Source organism: Leisingera sp. McT4-56 (genome assembly GCF_020514995.1).
In the GTDB taxonomy this organism is placed as follows: Bacteria; Pseudomonadota; Alphaproteobacteria; order Rhodobacterales; family Rhodobacteraceae; genus Leisingera; species Leisingera aquaemixtae_A.
This window is the reverse complement of record NZ_JAJALF010000033.1, coordinates 1-20,108: the sequence shown is the minus strand read 5'-3', so window position 1 is coordinate 20,108 and position 20,108 is coordinate 1. Positions and strand designations below refer to the sequence as shown.

Genomic DNA, 20,108 nt, shown 5'->3' with positions numbered 1-20,108 from the left:
TCCCGGCAGCAACCTAAGGATGCATTCAACCTGCCGCAACAAAAAAGGCCGCCAGTCCGGCGGCCTTTTCTGAGTTTTCGGTGCTCCGAGAGCAGCTGGTTTTCCTGCTGGAAAACCGGGCTGATTACATCATGCCGCCCATGCCGCCCATGCCGCCCATGTCGGGCATGCCGCCGCCTGCCGCGCCTTCTTTGGCGGGCTTGTCGGCAACCATGGCTTCGGTGGTGATCAGCAGGCCTGCAACCGATGCCGCGTCTTCCAGAGCGGTGCGGGTCACTTTGGCCGGGTCGATCACGCCGAAGGAGAACATGTCGCCATATTCACCGGTCTGCGCGTTGTAGCCGAAGGCGCTGTCCTTGGATTCGCGGATCTTGCCTGCCACCACCGCACCGTCAACGCCTGCGTTCTCGGCGATCTGGCGCAGCGGCGCTTCGATGGCCTTGCGGACGATGTTGATGCCTGCGTTCTGGTCGGCGTTGGCGCCTTCCAGGCCTTCCAGGCCTTTGCCGGCCTGCACCAGGGCAACACCGCCGCCGACGATCACGCCTTCCTGCACGGCTGCGCGGGTGGCGTTCAGCGCATCGTCCACACGGTCCTTGCGCTCTTTCACTTCCACTTCGGTCATGCCGCCGACGCGGATCACGGCAACGCCGCCTGCCAGTTTGGCAACGCGTTCCTGCAGCTTTTCGCGGTCGTAGTCAGAGGTGGTCTCTTCGATCTGGGTGCGGATCTGGGCAACGCGTGCTTCGATCTCGGCCTTCTCGCCAGCGCCGTCGACGATGGTGGTTTCGTCTTTGGTGATGGAGATTTTCTTGGCGGTGCCCAGCATGTCCATGGTGACGGACTCGAGCTTCATGCCCAGATCCTCGGAGATCACCTGGCCGCCGGTCAGGATCGCGATGTCCTGCAGCATGGCCTTGCGGCGGTCGCCGAAGCCCGGTGCCTTGACGGCTGCGATTTTCAGGCCGCCGCGCAGCTTGTTGACAACCAGGGTTGCCAGCGCTTCGCCTTCAACGTCCTCAGCGATGATCAGCAGCGGCTTCTGCGACTGGATCACCTGCTCCAGCAGCGGAACCATCGGCTGCAGCGAAGACAGTTTCTTCTCGTGCAGCAGGATCATGCAGTCTTCCAGATCCGCGACCATCTTGTCGGGGTTGGTGACGAAGTAGGGCGACAGGTAGCCGCGGTCGAACTGCATGCCCTCGACCACGTCGGTCTCGGTTTCCATGCCTTTGTTCTCTTCGACGGTGATGACGCCTTCGTTGCCGACTTTCTGCATCGCGTCAGCGATCTGGCGGCCGATTTCAGCTTCGCCGTTGGCGGAGATGGTGCCAACCTGCGCAACCTCGTCGGAGTCTTTCACTTCGCGGGCCATGTCCTTGATGCCCTGCACGACTTTGGCGGTTGCCAGGTCGATGCCGCGCTTCAGGTCCATCGGGTTCAGGCCGGCAGCAACCTGCTTCAGGCCTTCTTTGACGATCGCCTGGGCCAGAACGGTTGCGGTGGTGGTGCCGTCACCGGCTTCGTCGTTGGTGCGGGAAGCAACTTCCTTCACCATCTGGGCGCCCATGTTCTCGAACTTGTCTTCCAGTTCGATTTCCTTCGCCACGGACACGCCGTCCTTGGTGATGCGCGGTGCGCCGAAGGATTTGTCCAGAACCACGTTGCGGCCTTTCGGGCCCAGGGTCACTTTCACGGCGTCGGCCAGAATGTTGACGCCTTTCAGCATGCGGTTGCGGGCATCGGTGTCGAATTTGACGTCCTTAGCAGCCATTTTTCACTCTCCTAGAGAAATTCTGTGTGTTTCAGCGATCAGGGATCAGAGCAGACTTGGGAAAATCCCGGGGTCTTACTCGATGATGCCCATGATGTCGCTTTCCTTCATCATCAGCAGCTCTTCACCGTCGACGGTGATCTCGGTGCCGGACCATTTGCCGAACATGATGCGGTCGCCAGCGGACACGGCCATCTCGATCAGCTCGCCGCTGTCCTTGCGGGCGCCTGCGCCGCATGCAACCACAACGCCTTCGCTCGGCTTTTCCTTGGCGGAATCGGGGATGATCAGGCCGCCCGCGGTTTTCTCTTCGCTTTCGGTGCGGCGCACCAGCACGCGGTCATGAAGCGGTTTCAATGCCATCTTTGCAGCTCCTTGAAAGGCTCAAAGGTTGTTATCTGTTGGACCTCCGCCTCCCCGGCGGGGCCGTTATCACTCACACCCGGCGAGTGCTAACGAGGGGAAGCTAGGCATCGATCCGGGCCGAGTCAACATCTTCATGCAAGAAAAATTGCTGGATTTTCCGCGGCGCTGGCAGCACCAGAGAAAACACGCTCAAGCTTTTGTTTTTACTTCGAAAAACAAAAAATCAAAATTGCTCCGGGCCGGAGACTGCCGCGTCTTCCCAGCTTTCCGCCCAATGCACCAGCCCGTCGCGGCCCGCGTCTGTCAGCTGGTAAACCCCTGTCTCCACCCGCTCGAACCAGCCGTAATGGTTGCTGGCCATCAGCCGCGTGGCCCGCGCGACGCCGGTGGCCCTGGCGACCTCCGCCCCCTTGCAGGCGCCTGCCCCGGCCAGATGCGCGGCGCAGGCCAGCGCGTCCTGGCGGTAGGCGGTGACAATGCCGTGCCTTGTGGCGCCGCCCGCGTTGGGATCGCCGCGCAAGGTTTGAAACTCGCGCAGCAGCCGCGCCTGCTTTTTCTTCGATTTGCGGGGGCTGTAGGGGCCGGGATCGCAATGGACCTCCGCCCGGCCGTCCGCCAAGACCGTGATCAGCCCCAGCCCCAGCCGCCGGCACATCGCCAGATTGTCCTTCATCATCCGCCGCGCCTGCCGCCCGCCGGGCCGCGGCACCGCGATATAGACGTGATCGGTGACCGCCAGCCGGGCGATCGCCTGATGAAACAGCGACAGCGAGAACTTCAGCTTCAGCTCGACAATCACCGGCGGTTCCGCACCGCGGACGCCCACCACATCGGCAGCCCCCACCTCGCCCTTGACGGCATAGCCCTGGCCTTCCAGCAGCGCCTTCACCGGCGCATACAGCTGATCCTCGCGTTCCATGCCCCATGACTGGCAGGAAGCGCCGCCAATGGCAATCCGCCGCCGGGTATTGCCGGCCGCCGCAGGGTTTTACGTTGCCGCACCCCCTGCCCCGCCCTAGGGTCATAGGTCCAGGCCATCGTTCCGGAACCCCCGGGGAAAGGGCACCTGATGAAATCCATTGCACTGGCCCTTGCGCTGATGCTGCAGGCCACCGCCGGCTTTGCCGCCTGCCGCGGCATCGACTACCGCGCCTATCTGCCGCCCGCCACCCAGGAGCGGCTCGACCGCGCGATGGCCGCCACCCCGTTTTCCGAGGGCAACCACTGGGTCGCCACCAAGGGCAGCCGCAGCATTCATGTGATCGGCACCATGCATGGCGGCGATGCCCGCATGGCCAAGGTGATGCGCACCCTGCGCCCGGCGCTGGCGTCGGCACAGGCGATCTATCTGGAGACCTCGGACCAGGACATGCAGCGGCTGGACCGGATGCCGCCCTCGGTGGCGCGCAGCTTTTTGCTGCCGCAGGGGCGCGAGCTGCGGCAGCTGCTGCCGCCCGAGTCGTGGGAGCAGTTCGAGCTGACAGCCCGGATCTCCGGCGCCAACCTGGACACCGTGAACCGGATGCAACCCTGGGCGATCTCGATGTTCCTGGTGCAAAGCGGCTGCCGCCCCTACGGCTTCGGCCTGCGTCGCGGGCTGGACGACCGGATCTCCGATTTCGCCCGCCGCAACCGGATTCCGCTGGGGGCGCTGGAAACGCCCGAACAGGCGCTGGCGGCGGTGTCCAGCCTGCCGCTGCGCGATCAGGCCCGGATGCTGCAGCTGGAACTGGAGCTGATCCAGTCCGACAAGCCCGAGGACGCCACCCCGGTGGAGGCCTATTTCGACCAGAGCGTCTGGACCTCTTTCGTGCTGGCGCCCTGGATCAGCGCCCAGTACAGCAGCTTCTCCGCGGCTGAGACGGAACGGCTGTGGGCCCAGTACAACCGCCGCCTGCTGGACCAGCGCAACATCCGCTGGATGAAAGTGATCCAGGCGGCGCAGCAGGAGCGGTTCGTGGTTGCCGTGGGCGCCGCCCATCTGCCCGGCAGGAACGGGCTGCTTAACCTTCTCAAGGCCAGGGGCTTCAGCCTGGCCCGCGCCCCGTGGTAAAACGGCGCGGAAGATTTCATTCAGGGATATTTCGATGCGACTGCTTTTGACCGTGTTTTTCCTGCTGCTGCCTGCATCGCTCTGGGCCGCCTGCACCGGCACCGACCTGCGCACCGCCCTGACAGAAGAGGAGCGCGCCGGCTTCGAGGCGCGCATTGCAGCGGTGCCGTTCTCCGGCGGCAACCACTGGATCGCCCGGCGCGGCAGCCGCACCGTGCATGTGATCGGCACCCTGCACATCAATGACCCGCGGATGGCGCGGATCAGCGCGGATCTGGCGCCGCTGGTCCGGCAGGCGGACCTTTTGCTGATGGAGGCCAGCCCCGCCGACAAGGCCGCGTTTGAGGCGGAACTGGGCCGCACGCCCTCGCTGATGCTGATCACCGAAGGCCCCACGCTGATCGACCGGCTGCCCGCTGCGGAATGGGAGGCCCTGGCCGCCAAGGTCCGCGACAACGGCATGCCGCCGTGGATGGCGGCCAAGATGCGGCCCTGGTTCCTCGCCCTGTCGATGGCGTTCCCGCCGTGCCTGCGGCAGGACAAGGACGTCAAGCGGGGCCTGGATCTGCGGCTGGGGGAAATCGCCGAAGCGGCGGATGTGCCGGTGCAGTCGCTGGAGGACCCGATGACCATCATCCGGATGATGGACGCCGATCCGCTGGAGGAACAGGTCCGCCAGCTGCGCGCCTTCACCGCCCTGATGGGCGGCGGCACCGACGGGTTCATCACCACGGTTGAGGCCTATTTCGACCAGCAGGCGCTTTATGCCCTGTTGCTGAGCGAACGGGATTTCCTGCAGAGCGGCGCCCTGACACAAGCCGAGCGCGAGGCGCTGTGGGCGGAGTCGATGGAGATGCTGATGGACCAGCGCAACCGCAGCTGGATCCCGGTGATCGAGGCGGCTGAGGGCGACCGTATCGTGGTGGCCGCAGGTGCGCTGCATCTGCCCGGGGAGGCAGGCGTGCTGAACCTGTTGCAGCAAGAGGGCTACACGCTGGAGCGCGCGCCGTTCTGAACCCCGCCCTGCCCCCGTTCTGAACACAACGCCGCATTGCAGCATCAGCGGGGTGACAAGCCTGCGCGCCAGCCCTATAAGGCGCGCAAATCTCCCCTTTCTGACCTTTTGCATGAACAGGACAGCCCCATGACCATCCAAGTTTTCGGCCACAAATCCCCCGACACCGATTCCACCGGCTCCCCGATCGTCTGGGCCTGGTACCTGAACGAGGTGAAAGGCGTGGCCGCCGCCCCGAAACTGCTGGGCGAGCCGAACACCGAAGCCGCCTTCATGCTGCAGCGCTGGGGCCTGGAAAAGCCGGAAATCATCGGTGACGTGGCCGATGATGCAGCTGTGGTGATTGTTGACACCAACAACCCGGCAGAGCTGCCCGCCAACATCAACGGCGCCGACGTGCAGGCGATCATCGACCACCACAAGCTGGTCGGCGGCCTGGAGACCAAAGGCCCGATCGACATCACCATCCGCCCGCTGGCCTGCACCGCCACCATCATGCACGACCTGATGGGCGACGATGCCGCCAAGATGCCGGAAGCCGTCAAAGGCGCGGCGCTGACCTGCATCCTGTCCGACACGCTGGAATTCCGCTCCCCCACCACCACCGCCCATGACAAGGCCGTGGCCGAGAAGCTGGCGGGTGAGCTGGGCATCAACATCTCCGAATACGCGGCTGAAATGTTTGCCGCCAAATCCGACGTCTCCTCCTTCTCCGATGCGGAACTGATCCGAATGGATTCCAAGGAATACGAAGTCGACGGCACCAAGTTCCGCGTCTCCGTGCTGGAAACCACCGCGCCGGGCGTGGTGCTGGACCGCAAGGCGTCGCTGATGGAGTCGATGACCTCCGTCGCGGCCGAGGACGGCGTCGATCAGGTGCTGCTGTTCGTGGTCGACATCCTGAACGAAGAAGCCACCCTGCTGGTGCCGAACGACTTGGTGAAAACCGTGGCTGCCAAGTCCTTTGGCGCCGATGCCGCCGGCGACACCGTGGTGCTGCCGGGCATCATGTCCCGCAAGAAGCAGATCATTCCGAACCTCAAGGTCTGATCGCAGCCGCAGCCGGAAACAAAAGGCGCCCCTAAGGGCGCCTTTTCAGTTTGCGCCGGCACGGCTGAGGCTGTTCTTAGTCCAGCCCGAAAACTGTCATCCATTCGCTGCCCGCCGGGCGGAATCCCGCATAGTCCGACAACATCCGCGACACAGCCGGCATGTGATTTGCACCAAAAACAACGGCTATGGACAACTCTTCTGTCCGGTCCAAGACAGCAGTCAGCTTTTCGCACAGCCGCATGTCACGCCGGGTCCGGATGACGTTCTGCAGTGCGGCACTGTCCGCATCCCAGAACAAGCTGCTCTCCCGTGTGCGGAGATCGTCCACATCGAGCCCTTGCGACAGGCTGTCTCGTGTTGAAAACCATCGGCGGCGCAACCCGGTCCACGGCGCATAGGCAACGCAAAGGATGCGCAGCGCAAGCGGCAGCGTTTTCCAGGCCGCCTCGAATTCCGCTTGGCTGACATCAGCGTGAATGCGTTCCGCCCCGCCCGCTCCGGCCGGCATCCTGGGCTGTGTCACCAGCCCCAAGCGGCCGCCGTCCAGCCAGCGGTAGGAACGGGTCAGATGTTCCACGACCGGTGACTTTACCCCCTCGAACAGCAGCACATCGTGATCCAGAGCATCCCTGTACACTTCATCAAAGAAACGGGCCTCGCCGATATGCACCATCGGAAACAGGGTCACCTGCGCAGGGTGAGAGGGGCTTTTGAAAACATGGCGGGCGGATCTCAGCCCGATAATAGATCGTTCGACAAATTGCATACGGCTTGTTTGCCCGATTGAATATCAGATTCCAGACTATGCTGCCGGTTGCAGATTGGGAATACCCGGCGGCAAGTAACGCCCGCCCGCTGGCCAATCCTGCCGCTCTCTGCCATAGCTGTGCGCGCACCAGATCCCTATGCGCGAAGGCCCGGCCATGACCCAGATCATCACCTCCCTTTCCGACATTTCCAGCCGCTACAAGGCGCTGTTCGTGGACCTTTGGGGCTGCGTGCACAACGGCATCACCGCCTTTCCCGAGGCAGTTGCGGCGCTGCAGGCGTACCGGGCGCAGGGCGGGGTCGTGGTGCTGGTGACCAATTCGCCGAAGCCGCGCGCCGGGGTGGCGGCGCAGCTGGGGCAGTTCAATGTCCCGGCGGATGCCTATGACACGATCTCCACCTCCGGCGATTCGGCCCGCGCGGCGATGTTCACCGGCGCGGTGGGCAACAAGGTTTATTTCATGGGCGAGTGGGAGCGCGATGCGGGCTTTTTCGAGCCGCTGCACGTGATCCATGACCCGGTGGAGATCACCCGGGTGCCGCTTCGGGAAGCCGAGGGCATCGTCTGCTGCGGCCCGTTCGACACGATGGCGGACCCGGAGGTGAACCGGCCTGATTTCCTTTATGCCAAGCAGATGGGCATGAAGCTCTTGTGCGCCAACCCCGACATCATCGTCGACCGCGGCGAGACGCGGGAGTGGTGCGCGGGGGCGCTGGCGCGGCTTTATACGGAGATGGGCGGCGAGAGCCTGTATTTCGGCAAGCCGCACCCGCCGATCTATGACCTGGCCCGGCTGCGGCTGCAGGAAGTCAGCCCGGGGATAGCCGATTCCGAGATCCTGGCGATCGGCGACGGGCCGCACACGGATATTGCCGGCGCCATGGGCGAAGGCATCGATTCCCTGTTCATCACCGGCGGGCTTGCGGCCAGAGAGACAAAAACATCGGTCCAGCCGGACCCGGAGGCGCTGCAGGCCTACCTGGCGCAGGAGCAGTCCGCGCCCACCTATGCCATTGGTTTCCTGCGCTAAAACTGCCTGCGGCACCCCTTGTAACGACACGGGGCCTCGCCTGCTCCAGTCACACCCCGCCCCACCCGGCGGGGTTTTCTTTTGTCAGAAATCTCTTGATTTTCTGCAGTTGCAAAGTAATAAAGTTGCGCAAGCGGCCATTCCGGCGCGCAAAAGTTACAACGCCAAGCGGTCAATCCACGCGATCAGGGCAGATGATCGGGACCGGGCGAACGGAGGATCGAATGTTGGACAACATGCCGCGCGGGACCATCTGCATCGAGGACATCGAGATGGGCATGGTGCGCTACCTGCGCAAAGTCATCACCGATGAGGACATCGAGAAGTTCGCCGAGGTCTCCACCGACCGCAACCCGGTGCATCTGGATGACGCCTATGCGCAGGACACCATTTTCGAGGGCCGGATCGCGCACGGGATGCTGACCGCCGGGCTGATCTCGGCGGTGATCGGCGAGCAGCTGCCCGGCCACGGCACCATCTACATGAGCCAGTCGCTGAAGTTCCTGGCGCCGGTGCGCCCGGGCGACCTGGTGCTGGCGGAGGTCGAGGTGACCGACATCGTGATCGACAAGCGCCGGGTGAAGCTGGACTGCCGCTGCATCGTCAACGGCAAGAAGGTGCTGGTGGGCGAGGCCATGGTGATGGCGCCGTCGCGCAAGTTCGACTGAATTTTCTGCACGCAGCGGTTTCAGCCGCCGGGGGCCTTTGCCCTTGGCGGTTTTCTCTTGCCCTGTCTGTTGTTCCGGTCTTTCCGTTCGGTTCTGCGCTGAAACCCAATTAAGGGGGCGGCGCCGCCGGGTGGAGGTGGACAGCCCCCACGGGGGGCCTGCTCGGACAGGATATCCTGGACGACCCCCTTTTTATCAGGGCCGGTCTCCGGGGTGTCGCGCAGGCAGCCGCACAGATGCCTGCGCCTCGTATCATGGCCCATGCGCGGAGCCATGGCGGGGGATCGCGATCTTCTGGGAGTGTGGCATAGGGAAATGAGGATCGCGTGAAGGGGGCGTACGGTGGGTGCGCAACGCCCCGGTGGGAGTGGGCCATCCCGCCCGGAATCAAGGCGCGCAGCGCCGCCGGGCGAACGCCTGCCCGCCCCACCGGGCTGGCGCTTTGGCAAGTGCAGTAGTCCCATGATGAGTTGTACGGACGTTGCAGGGATAAACTGCCATGTATAGCCGTTGCAGCGCCACCCCGCGGTCAGGCGCTCGCCCGGCTCTCTCCCCCTCCCGCACTGGCCGCTTGAACCGCCGCCGCGGTGCAGGTACGGATGCGCCATGCGTATCGTCAGAGATTATGAATTCGTCGAAGTGCAGGACCGGGGCGCCACTGTCGCCATCGGCAACTTTGACGGCGTGCATCTGGGCCATCAGTCGGTGATCGAGCTGGCCCGCATGGCCGCGCCCGGAGCGCCCTTGGGGGTGATGACGTTTGAGCCGCACCCGCGGGAGTATTTTGCGCCCGATGCGCCGCCCTTCCGCCTGATGCGCGCCGACACCCGCGCCCACCGGCTGGAAAAGCTGGGGGTGGAGCGGCTCTACGAGCTGAACTTCAACACCGCGCTGTCGAGCCTGACGCCGGAGGAGTTTGCCCGCGACGTGATCTCCGAAGGGCTGGGGCTGGCGCATGTGGTCGTCGGCGCCGATTTCTGTTTCGGCAAGGGCCGTGCCGGCAATGCCGAGGACCTGCAGCGGTTTGGCGAACAATACGGCTTTGGCGTCACCATTGCGCCGCTGATGGAATATTCCGAGCACGCGGTCTCCTCCACCGCGATCCGCAACGCATTGAGCGAGGGCCGGCCTGCGGATGCCAAGGAGATGCTGGGCCATTGGCACCGGATCGAAGGCGTGGTGATCGGCGGCGAGCAGCGCGGGCGGGAGCTGGGTTTTCCGACGGCCAACATGTCGATCGACGGGCTGCATCAGCCGCGGTTCGGCGTTTATGCGGTGCTGGTCGATGTGCTGGACGGGCCGCATGCGGGCAGCTACCACGGCGCGGCCTCGATCGGGGTCAGGCCGATGTTCGGCGGCGTGGTGCCCAATATCGAAACCTTCCTGTTCGATTTCTCCGGCGATCTTTACGGCGCGACGCTGTCGGTCGGGCTGGTGGAATTCCTGCGGCCGGAGCTGAAGTTCGACGGGCTGGAGGCGCTGACGGCGCAGATGGATGCGGACTGCGCCCAGGCGCGTGAAATTCTGGCGGCGCTATGAAACCTGCAAGAGACGTGATTGACCGCTCTGGCCTCAGCGAGCGCTTCTGGGAGAAGAAGCCGCTGGAGAAGCTGAGCCAGAAGGAATGGGAAGCGCTGTGCGACGGCTGCGGCAAATGCTGCCTCAACAAGCTGGAGGATGAGGACAGCGGCGACGTCGCGCTGACCCGGGTGGCCTGCCGCCTGCTGGACGACAGCACCTGCCGCTGCGCCCAGTACCCGATCCGCCATCAGTTCATCCCCGAGTGCATTGTGCTGAAGCCGGACAACCTGGACACCCACGCCTATTGGATGCCGCAGACCTGCGCCTATAGGCTGCTGTGGCAAGGCAAGCCGCTGCCGGACTGGCACCCGCTGCTGACCGGCACGCCGGAAAGCGTGCATGAGGCGGGCGTCTCGGTGCGCGGCTGGACGGTGTCGGAGTTCGAGATCGCCGAGGATGAGTGGGAAGACCACATCATCGAAGAGCCCACCGGCTGACCGCTGCCCGCCCGGTGGGGCGGGTGTGGTTTCGTTAAACATCAATACAATTCAAGGTTGCACGGCGTGCTGCGCCGCCCGCATGCTGCGGAAACCCCGGGCCTGCGCCGCGCCGGCGCCGGATCCGGGCGGGTTCCCATGAGGAGGGCGGCAAATGCCATTCGAGCACGGCACCTACTTCAGCGAAAGAGAAGCCTACAAGGCCAAGGAATACCTCTCGACCCTGGGCCTCAGCAGCAAGCAGGCGGCGGAAATCCGGGCCTGGCATCAGTATCACCTGGGGCGGCAGCTGACGGTCTGGGCTTCTCTCGGCACCTGCACCGGCATCGGGCTGGGCTACCTGTTCGCCCAGATCTTCTGAGCGCGCGCCTGCCCGGAACCGCCTTGGCATCGGCGGCGGAGTTGCCTACTGCTTGGGGGTAAGACCCTGGCAGATCAAGGACCCTGACCGATGCATTTCGCTTCCGACAACTCCGGCCCGGTGCCGCAGCAGATCCTCGACGCGCTGGCGCGGGCCAACCAGGGCTATGCCATGGGCTATGGCGCAGACGCGGAAATGGCCGAGGTGACAGAGCGGATCCGGGAGATTTTCGAGGCACCGGAGGCGGCAGTCTATCTGGTCGCGACCGGCACCGCCGCCAATGTGCTGGCGCTGTCGACGCTGGCGCAGCCGTGGCAGACGGTGTTCTGCACCAAACCTGCCCATATCAACATGGATGAATGCAACGCGCCGGAGTTCTACAGCGGCGGCGCCAAGCTGACGCTGGTGACGGAGGCGGACAAGATGACCTCCGAGGGGCTGCGCGCGGCCATCGAGGGCGAAGAGACCCGCGGCGTGCACGGTCCGCAGCGGGGGCCGGTGTCGCTGACGCAGGTGACGGAGTTCGGCACCGTCTACAGTCTGCAGGAGCTGCAGGCGGTCTGCGGAGCGGCCAAGGAGTACGGGCTGCCGGTGCATATGGACGGCGCGCGGTTCACCAATGCGCTGGTGTCGCTGGGCTGCACGCCGGCCGAGATGACCTGGAAGGCGGGCGTCGATGCGGTGTCCTTCGGCGGCACCAAGAACGGCTGCCTGGGAGTGGAAGCGGTGATCTTCTTTGATCCGCGCCATGCGCAGGAGTTCGAGTACCGCCGCAAGCGCGGTGCGCATCTGTTTTCCAAGCACCGCTATTTGTCGGCGCAGATGCTGGCCTATCTGAGTGACGATCTGTGGCTGGAGAACGCCCGCGCGGCCAATGCCAAGACGGCGCTGCTGGCCGAGGGGCTGAAGGCGGCGGGCGCCCATTTCACCCATCCTGCCCAGGCCAACATGATCTTTGCCGCCCTGCCCCGCCGCAAGCATCAGGAATTGTTTGCAGCGGGCGCTATCTATCACCTGTGGGACGGGCTGCTGCAGGGGCCGGAGAACGAGATGGTCACGGCGCGGTTTGTCTGCGACTGGTCGGTGCCGGAGGAAGATATCCGGGCGTTCCTGTCGCTGCTCTGATCTGTTGCAGGGCGGCGCCTAGCGTTTGCCCTGCGCCCAGAGGAGCGCGTCCTCCAGCCGGTCGTCGCCCCAGAACACCTCGCCCGCCACGACGAAGCTGGGGGCGCCGAAGATGCCCAGCGCCATTGCTTCCTCGGTTGCGTCCGCGAGCATTTTGACCGTTTTGTCCGACACCGCCTCTGCCAGCACCCTGCCCGGGTCCTGGCCCGCGGCCTGGAGGCTGGCGGAAAGGTTCGGGTCCTCGCCCGCGGGCTGGCCGGCCTCGAACCAGCAGCGGTAGGCTGCCTGGGTATAGGCCTCGCCCCAGCCCTCTGCCGCACCCAGCGCAGCCACCTGGTTGGCCAGCACCAGTTCCGGCAGCGGATAAGGCGCGGGCAGCCGCACATGCAGGCCGTAGCGTCCGGCGCGGCGTTCGATGTCGCGCCACATGTAGGCGGTCTTTTCCGGCTTGTCCTTGAACGGGATGTTGTTCTGCACCGTCATCACATGGCGCACGTTGAAGGGGCGCCAGCGGACCGGAATGCCAGCCTGCGCCGCCGCATCCGCGATCCGCATCACCGTCAGGTAGGTGTATGTGCTGCCGATCGAATACCAGAAATCCAGTCCGGGCATGGGGGCCTCCTGTCAGTCATTGCTGATGAAGAGTGTAGGCGCAGGCGCCGGATAGTCCAAAGGCCGTCCGCAGCCGCCCCAGCCCCCGCCCCTGCTGCTGCGGCCCGTTTTGTGATAGTCTTGCGGAAGCAGCGGGTGGCAAGACCCGCGTCCTGAGGCCCTGTGCGAGCAGCATTTGCCAGCGAGGGAGGGGACATTCAAATGACACGATCCGACATTGACGGCGCGGCGCTGGACTATGCCGCGGGCGGCGGGCTGCTGAGCCGCCGGATGCTGCTGGTCTCGGCCGCGGCCGGGACCGCTGCGGGCCTGGCGCTGCCAAAGGCGGCGCGGGCGGAGGCCGAAATTCCCGAGTGGACCAAAGCCGCCGGGGCGCGGGCGCGCGGTTACGGCATGCCGGCCGCAGCCGAATCCTCGGTGCAGCGCGCCATCATCGAACCTTGGCAGGACGTGGCGCCGGCCTTCAGCCTGTCGGGCACGCCGCACCACAAGCTGCGCGGCACCATCACCCCCAACGGGCTGCATTACGAGGTACATCACGGGGGCCGCCCCGACATTGACCCGGCCCGCCACCGGCTGATGATCCACGGGCTGGTGGAGCGACCGCTGCAGTTCAGCCTGGAGGCGCTGGAGCGCTATCCGATGGTGACGGCCACGCATTTCCTGGAATGCGCCGGCAACAGCCTGTTCAACGCGGTGATGCCGGAGCCGATGCAGGCGGGCTGCGACATGCTGCATGGGCTGGTGTCGAACACCGAATGGAGCGGCATTCCTATGCGCGTTCTGATGGAGGAAGCGGGCGTCAAGCCTGAGGGCAAATGGGTGGTGGCCGCGGGCGCCGACGGGCCGAGCCTGGCGCGCTCGATCCCGATGGAGAAGATCATGAGCGACGGGATGCTGGCACTGTACCAGAACGGCGAGCGGATCCGGCCCGAGCAGGGCTATCCGATGCGGCTGCTGCTGCCCGGGTTCGAGGGCAACATGAACATCAAGTGGCTGACCAGCCTGTGGGTGACGGAGGCGCCGGTGCATACCAAGGATGAATCGGGCGAATACACCGAGATCCTGGCTGACGGCTCCTCGGTACAGTTCACCTTTGCGATGGGGGTGAAGAGCTTCATCACCCATCCGTCCGCGACCATGACGATGAGCGGGCCGGGGTTTTACGAGATTTCCGGGCTGGCCTGGACCGGAGCGGGCAAGGTCGCCAAAGTCGAGGTGTCGGCGGATGGCGGTCAGAGCTGGGCCGAGGCGGCGCTGGCCGGGCCGGTGCTGCCGCAGGCGCTGACCCGCTTCAGCCTGCCCTGGCACTGGGACGGATCGCCCTTGGTGCTGATGAGCCGCGCAACGGACGAGACCGGCGCGGTGCAGCCTGCGCGCGCCGACTGGAAGGCACGCTATCACGCCTCGAATTTCCTGCACTACAACGCCATCCAGCCCTGGCAGGTCACGGCAGAAGGAGCGGTTCAGAATGTCTATCTTTAAACTCACCGCCGCCGCCCTGCTGCTGACCGCCGCTGCTGCCCGCGCTGAAGGCCCCGGTCTGGGGCAGCCCTTGGAAGCCTCGGATATCCCGTTTTACGCCACCTATGTAACGCCTGAAGGTGCCGGCCTGCCCGCAGGCAGCGGCACTGCAGCACAAGGCGCGGAGATCTATGCCGCAAAATGTGCCACCTGCCATGGCGCAACCGGCAGCGAGGGCCCGGTGATGCCGCCGGTTGGCCCCAATGATGTCTGGGCCAAGCCCGCAGGCAGCTACTGGCCCTATGCCACCACGCTGTTTGACTACATCCGCCGGGCGATGCCGCTGGAGGCGCCGAAGTCGCTGAGCGATGACGAGACCTATGCGCTGGCGGCCTTCATCCTGGAGCGCAACGGGGTGATTGATGCAGACACCGCGATGACGGCAGAGACCCTGCCCGCGGTGAAGATGCCGAACCACGGCAATTTCCTGGACATCTGGGCCAAGCAGGGCGCGAAGCCCTGGTGAGGACGGGCCGGGCTTAGAACTTGCCGTTGTCGTTCTTCCACTCGCTGCGCGGGGGGATGGCCTCAATGGTGTCCCAGTGCTCGGCGATCCTGCCGTCCTCGATGCGGTAGAGATCGTAGAAACTGGTGTGGATGCCGCCCCGCTGCCCCTCGCTGGCGCAGAGCACGAAATTACCCTCTGCCAGCACGTGGTGGAAATGCTGGTACTGGATAGCGGGCACGCCGTTTTCCGTGGCTGACAGCGCATCGCGCAAGGCAGGCAGGCCGTCGGCCAGGTCCGGGTTGTGCTGGATGAGGTCCGCGCGGACATAGCCCGGCAGCTGGTCCAGCTGCCGCCGGATCAGCACCTGTTCGGTATAGCTGCGGGCCAGGGCGCGGTTCTCTTCGGTCTTGTCCAGACCGGTGATCTCCGTGGCGCCGTCCTGCATGCCGCGCCCTGACGGATTGGGGCCGCGCAGGGTTTGGATGTTGTCCCAGTGCTCCACTGCCTTGCCATCCTCGAAGCGGAACACCTCGAAAGCCGCGCGCAGGGACGAGAAATCGTATTCGATATGGGCAAAGGCGAAATCGCCATCCTCGAACACCCGCTTGAAGGTGACGCGGGGCGAGGTCTTGGCGAGGCGCGCAAAGAGCACCGCCAGCCCCTCGCTGCCCTCATGGGTCTGCGGGTTGTGCTGGATGTACTTGTCCTCGTTGACGACGGCGGCGGAGGCTGGGTCGCCTGTCTCCAAGCCTTTGAGGAGGGTTTTCAGCAGGTCCTTTTTCGATGCCATCTGTGCCGTCTCCTCTGTGTTGCCTGAAATGCGGCCTGTGCTGCCATCCTGCCCTGCCCTTGGCGGCAGCGCAAAGGGTCAGAGCATCTGCCAGAAGCGGCGCAGAAGTTCTGCAGTTTCCACCGGGTGTGTGATTGGCAGCATGTGGGCGGCCCCCGGCACCGCGGTGTGCGCGGCAGAGGTCAGGCGGCGGCAGAGGCTGCGGGCAATGGCGGGAATTACCGGCGGGCTGTCCGCGCCGGTCAGGATCTGCACCGGCATCGTGACCATATCCAGCGCGCCGGGCGCCAATGTGCCGTTTTCGTCGTCGTAAAGCGTGCCGTGGCTGCCGATCACCACCGGCATCGCCCGCATCATCGCGGCGCGGGCGGGCTCCGGAAGGTCGGGCCATTTCACGCCCCCTGCCCCCCACATGCGGTTGAACAGCCGGGTTGCCAGCTCCCGGTCGCCTGCGGCCCAAGCCGCTTCGGCGGGGCGGCTGGCCTCCTGCAGCGCGGCAAAGGCGGCGGGGTCCTCGGCCTTGGCAGCAGCAAACAGCACCGGTTCGATCAGAGTCAGGCTGCGCACCAGATGCGGGCGGGCCATCGCCATGCGGAGCGCCACGGTGGCGCCGAAGGAGTGGCCCACAAGGTCCAGCGGTTCGGTCAGCAGCCCGAGCCCCGCCTGCATGTTCAGCAGCTGGTAGTTGCCCTGCCCGTCCCAGTCCGGGCTGCGGCCGTGGCTGAGCATGTCGAAGGCGGTGAGGGTGATCTCCTCTGCCATCTGCTCTGCCACACCGCGCCAGGCGCCGGAATGAGCCAGCGAGCAATGCACCGCCAGAACTTGCCGGGGCCCCTGGCCGAAGTTGCGGCAGAAAACCTGCGGTGCGCTGCTCATGCCATCTGCCCCAACGGCAAGACGAAGGCACACAGGGTTGAGAGGCCGTACCGTGATGCCACCAAAAGCTGTTTCTCCCGCTTAGAACTATGCGCGAGGGTAAGTGCATGATAAGCGGGGTTCAATATCACGAATCTGACACATTGCCATTGCTGCCTGGGGATCACAGCCAATGCCGACCTTGAACGAACCCAAGCTGATTGCTGGGAACGCCAATCTTCCTCTTGCCCAAGCCATTGCCCGCCGGATGAGCATGCACCGCGGTGTCGACCAGGGGCTGGTGGACGCCCGCGTCGAGCGGTTCAATGACGGCGAGATCTTCGTCGAAGTCTATGAGAACGTCCGCGGCGAGGACATGTTCATCATCCAGCCGACCTCGAACCCGGCCAATGACAACCTGATGGAGCTGCTGATCATTGCCGACGCGCTGCGCCGCTCCTCTGCCCAGCGCATCACCGCGGTGATCCCCTACTTCGGCTATGCCCGCCAGGACCGCCGCACCAAGGCGCGCACTCCGATCTCGGCCAAGCTGGTGGCCAACATGCTGACCGGCGCAGGCGTCGAGCGGGTGCTGACCATGGACCTGCACGCGGCGCAGATCCAGGGCTTCTTCGACATTCCGGTGGACAACCTCTATGCCTCGCCGATCTTTGCGCTGGACGTGAAGGACCAGTTCAAGGACCAGATGGGCGACCTGATGGTGGTGTCCCCCGACGTCGGCGGCGTGGCCCGCGCCCGCGAGCTGGCCAAGCGCATCAACGCGCCGCTGTCGATCGTCGACAAGCGCCGCGAGAAGCCGGGCGAAGTGGCGGAAATGACCGTGATCGGCGACGTGAAGGACAAGATCTGCCTGATCGTCGACGACATGTGCGACACCGCCGGCACCCTGTGCAAGGCGGCCCAGGTGCTGTTGGACAACGGCGCCAAGGAAGTCCACGCCTATATCACCCACGGCGTGATGAGCGGCCCGGCAGTCGAGCGCGTCACCAACTCGGTGATGAAATCACTGGTGCTGACCGACTCGATCCAGCCGACCGAGGCCGTGAAAAACGCGCCGAACATCCGCATCGTGCCGACCGCGCCGCTGTTCACCCAGGCGATCCTGAACATCTGGCACGGCACCTCGGTGTCGTCGCTGTTCGAGGACAAGACGCTGGTGCCGATCTACGAGAGCCTTTATTCCAACGGCGGCTGAGGCGGCTGTTATCCGGATTTGAGAAAGCCCCGCAGTTTGCGGGGCTTTTTTTTGACGCCTGCGGCTTCAAGCGAGATTGTCTGCCCAGTCTGCTTTGCGGGACATTTCCGTCATTGGCAGCACAGCAGCTTAAAGATGTCCTCGTCCGAGTATCGTTCCCTAACCATTCTCCGTCACCCGTTTTTTGGCTATCCTTGTGGCTCAGTTCTAGGGGGATGGACATAGTCCAACTCGCGCTACTAAGATATCGGACACCGTCTCTTGACTGAAATGTGCGTGTGAGCAAAACATCAGGAAGCCCATGTGATTGTACCAGTTATCCTTTTTTCAGTAGACCTTTTCATAATCGGGCTTTTCGGATTGCATCTTGCTTTGGGCGGCAGGCCCACAATGTTCGATCTCGACGGCGAACTGATACTCGGCGCCTGGTGGGGAGGGGGCAAGTTCTTGCTTGCCTCTGCTGCAGTTGCATCGATGCCGCTGTTTTTTAGCGAAAAACGCGTTGTCCAACCAGCTTTGTACTGGACGGTTGCAGCCGGATTTGCATGGTTATCCGCAGATGAGATCCTTGCACTGCACGAGAAAATTACGAAATACAATAAGCTCTTAGAAATCGGCTTGCCGATGTTTCAAGGTGCCAACGGTGCCTGGATCGGTGTATATGCAGCTCTTTTTGCACTCTTGGTGATGATTTTCTTTCGCCCGCTTCTCACTTCTGCAAGGGCTGATCCAAAATCTGCGAAATTGATTGCGGCTGGTTTTGTAATTCTTGTGTCTGGCGCTGTTGTTGTTGAGGTGATGGGTTATTTTCAACTGCTCGGCGGTATGGGTTCGCCCTTGCAAGTTTTCATTGAAGAGAGCTTGGAACTCTTCGGTGCAAGCGTAGTCCTCCTCGGATGTGTGGGGCATGCAGTTTGGGTATCCAGGCAGTAGCTTCAGCACACAATAATATTCGCAGATTTGAGATTTTGACTGCAATCCGCGCCGTCGGAGAGCAACGGCCGATTTGGGCTCACTGCTGCCTTGCGGCGGTGCAGCGCCTGGCTGCATGCCCTATTCTAAAGGCCATACATGTGTCCGCCGCGTAGACCACCTACGCCTTGGCCCATAGCGGTCGATACAATCGGACCTGCCAGTTCCCCCGAAGCTTGTGCCAAATCAATGCGCCGCACCACTCGGATGGTTACAGTTCTTTGGCTGGGAGGGTAGGAAACATGATTTCAATTGAAGATCTCGAAGACATGTCCGCGCTTACGCGGGCAGAGATCGATGCACTCGCTGAACACGAGCATTCTACTACATATGACGCCACGCTAATGGGGAATTACCTCATGCAGGTTCACCACGGGCCACAAAGAGTTCATGAAATGATCTGCGACGATATTCGCGCTGCCCTGCACGCTGACGATGTTCAGCATGCGCGGACGCTCTTTGCCGTTTTGAGGGGTTTCCTGGCAGAGCATCCTGAGGCCGCACGCGGCGCCAGCGGATAGAGAGCGTGCTCGGGATTGGGTAAACCGGCCGTGCTTTTGATGTTGCCGGATTGCGACGCCGCTACACAAGGCTTGCTTTGTGCGTGAGGGTTTTGTGTTTCCTTAGGAAGGCGGACATTGAGGTCCAATGCAGAGAATTTTCGCTTCGAGCCCAACCCAGTCCTTCAACTTTTTTGCTGCGCGCGCTCGCAGTGTGAAATCTTCTGCGATTGCACGATTTCCGGTGTTGCCCGCGGCGGAAAATACGGCCGTTCATGCACATCGCAGCATCTCAGGCGCCACCAATTCACAAGGAGCGGACAAACCGGTCCTTTACCAGGGAACCCTAGGGTCAGGACTCGTTCTCATTTCATAGCCAGAACATGACGGTTGCGGCGAGAGCGATGGCAGATAGAAAGACCTTTGGACACCTGTCGTACCGGGTTGCTACCCGACGCCAATCCTTAAGCCTGCCGAACATGATTTCGATGCGGTTGCGCCGTTTGTATCGGCGCTTGTCGTATCTGATAGCTCTCTTTCTATGCTTTCGGCCAGGGATGCAGGCGCGTATCTCTTTGTCTTTCAGAGCTTCTCTGAAACAATTTGCGTCGTAGCCACGATCCCCCAGCAGCCAATCAACGTCTGGCAAGCTGCGCACCAATGCCCGTGCGCCGATGTAATCGCTGACCTGACCGGCAGTCACAAATAGATCGAGCGGTCGACCCTGGCTGTCGCAGACCGCGTGCAGGTTGGTGTTCATCCCACCTTTGGTTCGACCTATCAGGCGTCCGCGCCCCCGTTTTTGACACCCATACTGGCCGCTGTCCGGCGGGCCTTGAGGTAGGTAGCGTCGATCATCTCGGTCTTCTCTTCGCCGTGTTCCGCCGCCAAGCCTGCCATGATCCGCGCAAAGACCCCTTTATCGCTCCACCGCTTCCAGCGATTGTACAGGGTCTTGT

General features: G+C 63.6%; 21 protein-coding genes and 1 pseudogene. 14 read left to right on the top strand and 8 right to left on the bottom strand.

The features are described from left to right. Positions 1–124: 124 nt before the first annotated feature. The 3 genes from groL to LHL23_RS22155 all read right to left on the bottom strand — a co-directional run bounded on the left by groL (position 125) and on the right by LHL23_RS22155 (position 3,059). Positions 125–1,774, bottom strand: coding sequence for a chaperonin GroEL (gene groL, locus LHL23_RS22165; protein WP_222477973.1), 1,650 nt, complete (start codon positions 1,772–1,774; stop codon positions 125–127). A 75-nt stretch (positions 1,775–1,849) separates the two neighbouring features. Beyond that, complete coding sequence (locus tag LHL23_RS22160) at positions 1,850–2,137, bottom strand: co-chaperone GroES (protein ID WP_019298592.1); 288 nt, start codon at positions 2,135–2,137, stop codon at positions 1,850–1,852. Positions 2,138–2,363: 226 nt separating this feature from the next. Then, positions 2,364–3,059 carry a DUF2161 domain-containing phosphodiesterase gene (locus LHL23_RS22155; RefSeq protein WP_226431583.1) on the bottom strand — a complete coding sequence of 232 codons (696 nt, stop codon included), beginning with the start codon at positions 3,057–3,059 and terminating at the stop codon, positions 2,364–2,366. A 150-nt stretch (positions 3,060–3,209) separates the two neighbouring features. On the opposite strand from LHL23_RS22155, the gene LHL23_RS22150 reads away from it, so the two are divergent. The 3 genes from LHL23_RS22150 to LHL23_RS22140 all read left to right on the top strand — a co-directional run bounded on the left by LHL23_RS22150 (position 3,210) and on the right by LHL23_RS22140 (position 6,258). Beyond that, on the top strand, positions 3,210–4,193 hold the full coding sequence (locus LHL23_RS22150; RefSeq protein ID WP_222477969.1) for a TraB/GumN family protein: 984 nt from the start codon (positions 3,210–3,212) through the stop codon (positions 4,191–4,193). 34 nt (positions 4,194–4,227) lie between these two features. Beyond that, entirely contained in the window at positions 4,228–5,208 is a 981-nt protein-coding gene (locus tag LHL23_RS22145) for a TraB/GumN family protein (RefSeq protein WP_226431582.1), read from the top strand. Positions 5,209–5,337: 129 nt separating this feature from the next. Beyond that, complete coding sequence (locus LHL23_RS22140; protein WP_226431581.1) at positions 5,338–6,258, top strand: manganese-dependent inorganic pyrophosphatase; 921 nt, start codon at positions 5,338–5,340, stop codon at positions 6,256–6,258. A 76-nt stretch (positions 6,259–6,334) separates the two neighbouring features. On the opposite strand, the gene LHL23_RS22135 is transcribed toward LHL23_RS22140, so the two are convergent. Beyond that, on the bottom strand, positions 6,335–6,949 hold the full coding sequence (locus tag LHL23_RS22135; protein WP_226431580.1) for a hypothetical protein: 615 nt from the start codon (positions 6,947–6,949) through the stop codon (positions 6,335–6,337). Positions 6,950–7,184: 235 nt separating this feature from the next. Between LHL23_RS22135 and LHL23_RS22130 the strand changes: the two genes are divergently transcribed. From LHL23_RS22130 to LHL23_RS22105, 6 genes are all read left to right on the top strand, one after another. Then, positions 7,185–8,060 carry a TIGR01459 family HAD-type hydrolase gene (locus LHL23_RS22130; protein ID WP_222477961.1) on the top strand — a complete coding sequence of 292 codons (876 nt, stop codon included), beginning with the start codon at positions 7,185–7,187 and terminating at the stop codon, positions 8,058–8,060. Between the two features lie 224 nt (positions 8,061–8,284). After that, the gene (locus tag LHL23_RS22125; RefSeq protein WP_222477959.1) at positions 8,285–8,728 is read left to right on the top strand and encodes a MaoC family dehydratase; all 444 of its coding nucleotides are present in this window, start codon (positions 8,285–8,287) and stop codon (positions 8,726–8,728) included. A 606-nt stretch (positions 8,729–9,334) separates the two neighbouring features. Then, entirely contained in the window at positions 9,335–10,267 is a 933-nt protein-coding gene (locus LHL23_RS22120) for a bifunctional riboflavin kinase/FAD synthetase (RefSeq protein ID WP_226431579.1), read from the top strand. Further along, entirely contained in the window at positions 10,264–10,746 is a 483-nt protein-coding gene (locus LHL23_RS22115) for a YcgN family cysteine cluster protein (RefSeq protein ID WP_226431578.1), read from the top strand. Before LHL23_RS22120 ends, LHL23_RS22115 begins: the two co-directional genes overlap by 4 nt. Before the next feature lie 154 nt (positions 10,747–10,900). Next, entirely contained in the window at positions 10,901–11,107 is a 207-nt protein-coding gene (locus LHL23_RS22110) for a hypothetical protein (RefSeq protein WP_226431577.1), read from the top strand. A 90-nt stretch (positions 11,108–11,197) separates the two neighbouring features. Next, positions 11,198–12,232, top strand: a complete 1,035-nt coding sequence (locus LHL23_RS22105; RefSeq protein ID WP_226431576.1) for a threonine aldolase family protein — start codon at positions 11,198–11,200, stop codon at positions 12,230–12,232. Positions 12,233–12,250: 18 nt separating this feature from the next. On the opposite strand, the gene LHL23_RS22100 is transcribed toward LHL23_RS22105, so the two are convergent. After that, positions 12,251–12,844: a 2-hydroxychromene-2-carboxylate isomerase gene (locus LHL23_RS22100; protein WP_226431575.1), complete on the bottom strand. Its 594-nt coding sequence runs from the start codon at positions 12,842–12,844 to the stop codon at positions 12,251–12,253. 201 nt (positions 12,845–13,045) lie between these two features. Here LHL23_RS22100 and soxC point away from each other — a divergent pair, with 201 nt between their 5' ends. Then, positions 13,046–14,329 (top strand): sulfite dehydrogenase, encoded by a 1,284-nt coding sequence (gene soxC / locus LHL23_RS22095; RefSeq protein WP_226431574.1) that lies wholly within the window; start codon positions 13,046–13,048, stop codon positions 14,327–14,329. Next, complete coding sequence (locus LHL23_RS22090; protein ID WP_226431573.1) at positions 14,316–14,834, top strand: c-type cytochrome; 519 nt, start codon at positions 14,316–14,318, stop codon at positions 14,832–14,834. The genes soxC and LHL23_RS22090 overlap by 14 nt, the downstream gene beginning before the upstream one ends. Before the next feature lie 13 nt (positions 14,835–14,847). Here LHL23_RS22090 and LHL23_RS22085 read toward each other — a convergent pair whose 3' ends face one another. Together LHL23_RS22085 and LHL23_RS22080 are read right to left on the bottom strand one after the other, a co-directional pair. Further along, positions 14,848–15,606, bottom strand: coding sequence for a nuclear transport factor 2 family protein (locus LHL23_RS22085; protein ID WP_226431572.1), 759 nt, complete (start codon positions 15,604–15,606; stop codon positions 14,848–14,850). 78 nt (positions 15,607–15,684) lie between these two features. After that, positions 15,685–16,482 carry an alpha/beta fold hydrolase gene (locus LHL23_RS22080; RefSeq protein WP_226431571.1) on the bottom strand — a complete coding sequence of 266 codons (798 nt, stop codon included), beginning with the start codon at positions 16,480–16,482 and terminating at the stop codon, positions 15,685–15,687. Between the two features lie 172 nt (positions 16,483–16,654). On the opposite strand from LHL23_RS22080, the gene LHL23_RS22075 reads away from it, so the two are divergent. The 3 genes from LHL23_RS22075 (at position 16,655) to LHL23_RS22065 (ending at position 19,170) form a co-directional block, all read left to right on the top strand. Then, positions 16,655–17,677, top strand: coding sequence for a ribose-phosphate pyrophosphokinase (locus LHL23_RS22075; protein ID WP_226431570.1), 1,023 nt, complete (start codon positions 16,655–16,657; stop codon positions 17,675–17,677). A gap of 390 nt (positions 17,678–18,067) precedes the next feature. Continuing rightward, positions 18,068–18,610, top strand: coding sequence for a hypothetical protein (locus LHL23_RS22070; protein WP_226431569.1), 543 nt, complete (start codon positions 18,068–18,070; stop codon positions 18,608–18,610). A 281-nt stretch (positions 18,611–18,891) separates the two neighbouring features. Next, positions 18,892–19,170, top strand: a complete 279-nt coding sequence (locus LHL23_RS22065) for a hypothetical protein (protein WP_226431568.1) — start codon at positions 18,892–18,894, stop codon at positions 19,168–19,170. Between the two features lie 349 nt (positions 19,171–19,519). Here the strand turns inward: LHL23_RS22065 and LHL23_RS22060 are convergent. After that, a pseudogene (locus LHL23_RS22060) lies at positions 19,520–20,108 on the bottom strand (IS5 family transposase); the annotation flags it as partial.

What these genes read in the sequence shown, in the direction of transcription:
- LHL23_RS22085 (WP_226431572.1), bottom strand. Translation starts at nt 15,606, where the DNA reads ATGGCATCGAAAAAGGACCTGCTGAAAACCCTCCTCAAAGGCTTGGAG.
- LHL23_RS22090 (WP_226431573.1), top strand. Translation starts at nt 14,316, where the DNA reads ATGTCTATCTTTAAACTCACCGCCGCCGCCCTGCTGCTGACCGCCGCT.
- LHL23_RS22065 (WP_226431568.1), top strand. Translation starts at nt 18,892, where the DNA reads ATGATTTCAATTGAAGATCTCGAAGACATGTCCGCGCTTACGCGGGCA.
- LHL23_RS22100 (WP_226431575.1), bottom strand. Translation starts at nt 12,844, where the DNA reads ATGCCCGGACTGGATTTCTGGTATTCGATCGGCAGCACATACACCTAC.
- LHL23_RS22120 (WP_226431579.1), top strand. Translation starts at nt 9,335, where the DNA reads ATGCGTATCGTCAGAGATTATGAATTCGTCGAAGTGCAGGACCGGGGC.
- LHL23_RS22105 (WP_226431576.1), top strand. Translation starts at nt 11,198, where the DNA reads ATGCATTTCGCTTCCGACAACTCCGGCCCGGTGCCGCAGCAGATCCTC.
- LHL23_RS22145 (WP_226431582.1), top strand. Translation starts at nt 4,228, where the DNA reads ATGCGACTGCTTTTGACCGTGTTTTTCCTGCTGCTGCCTGCATCGCTC.
- LHL23_RS22110 (WP_226431577.1), top strand. Translation starts at nt 10,901, where the DNA reads ATGCCATTCGAGCACGGCACCTACTTCAGCGAAAGAGAAGCCTACAAG.
- LHL23_RS22160 (WP_019298592.1), bottom strand. Translation starts at nt 2,137, where the DNA reads ATGGCATTGAAACCGCTTCATGACCGCGTGCTGGTGCGCCGCACCGAA.
- LHL23_RS22125 (WP_222477959.1), top strand. Translation starts at nt 8,285, where the DNA reads ATGTTGGACAACATGCCGCGCGGGACCATCTGCATCGAGGACATCGAG.
- soxC (WP_226431574.1), top strand. Translation starts at nt 13,046, where the DNA reads ATGACACGATCCGACATTGACGGCGCGGCGCTGGACTATGCCGCGGGC.
- groL (WP_222477973.1), bottom strand. Translation starts at nt 1,774, where the DNA reads ATGGCTGCTAAGGACGTCAAATTCGACACCGATGCCCGCAACCGCATG.
- LHL23_RS22130 (WP_222477961.1), top strand. Translation starts at nt 7,185, where the DNA reads ATGACCCAGATCATCACCTCCCTTTCCGACATTTCCAGCCGCTACAAG.
- LHL23_RS22080 (WP_226431571.1), bottom strand. Translation starts at nt 16,482, where the DNA reads ATGAGCAGCGCACCGCAGGTTTTCTGCCGCAACTTCGGCCAGGGGCCC.
- LHL23_RS22150 (WP_222477969.1), top strand. Translation starts at nt 3,210, where the DNA reads ATGAAATCCATTGCACTGGCCCTTGCGCTGATGCTGCAGGCCACCGCC.
- LHL23_RS22140 (WP_226431581.1), top strand. Translation starts at nt 5,338, where the DNA reads ATGACCATCCAAGTTTTCGGCCACAAATCCCCCGACACCGATTCCACC.
- LHL23_RS22075 (WP_226431570.1), top strand. Translation starts at nt 16,655, where the DNA reads ATGCCGACCTTGAACGAACCCAAGCTGATTGCTGGGAACGCCAATCTT.
- LHL23_RS22155 (WP_226431583.1), bottom strand. Translation starts at nt 3,059, where the DNA reads ATGGAACGCGAGGATCAGCTGTATGCGCCGGTGAAGGCGCTGCTGGAA.
- LHL23_RS22115 (WP_226431578.1), top strand. Translation starts at nt 10,264, where the DNA reads ATGAAACCTGCAAGAGACGTGATTGACCGCTCTGGCCTCAGCGAGCGC.
- LHL23_RS22070 (WP_226431569.1), top strand. Translation starts at nt 18,068, where the DNA reads ATGTTCGATCTCGACGGCGAACTGATACTCGGCGCCTGGTGGGGAGGG.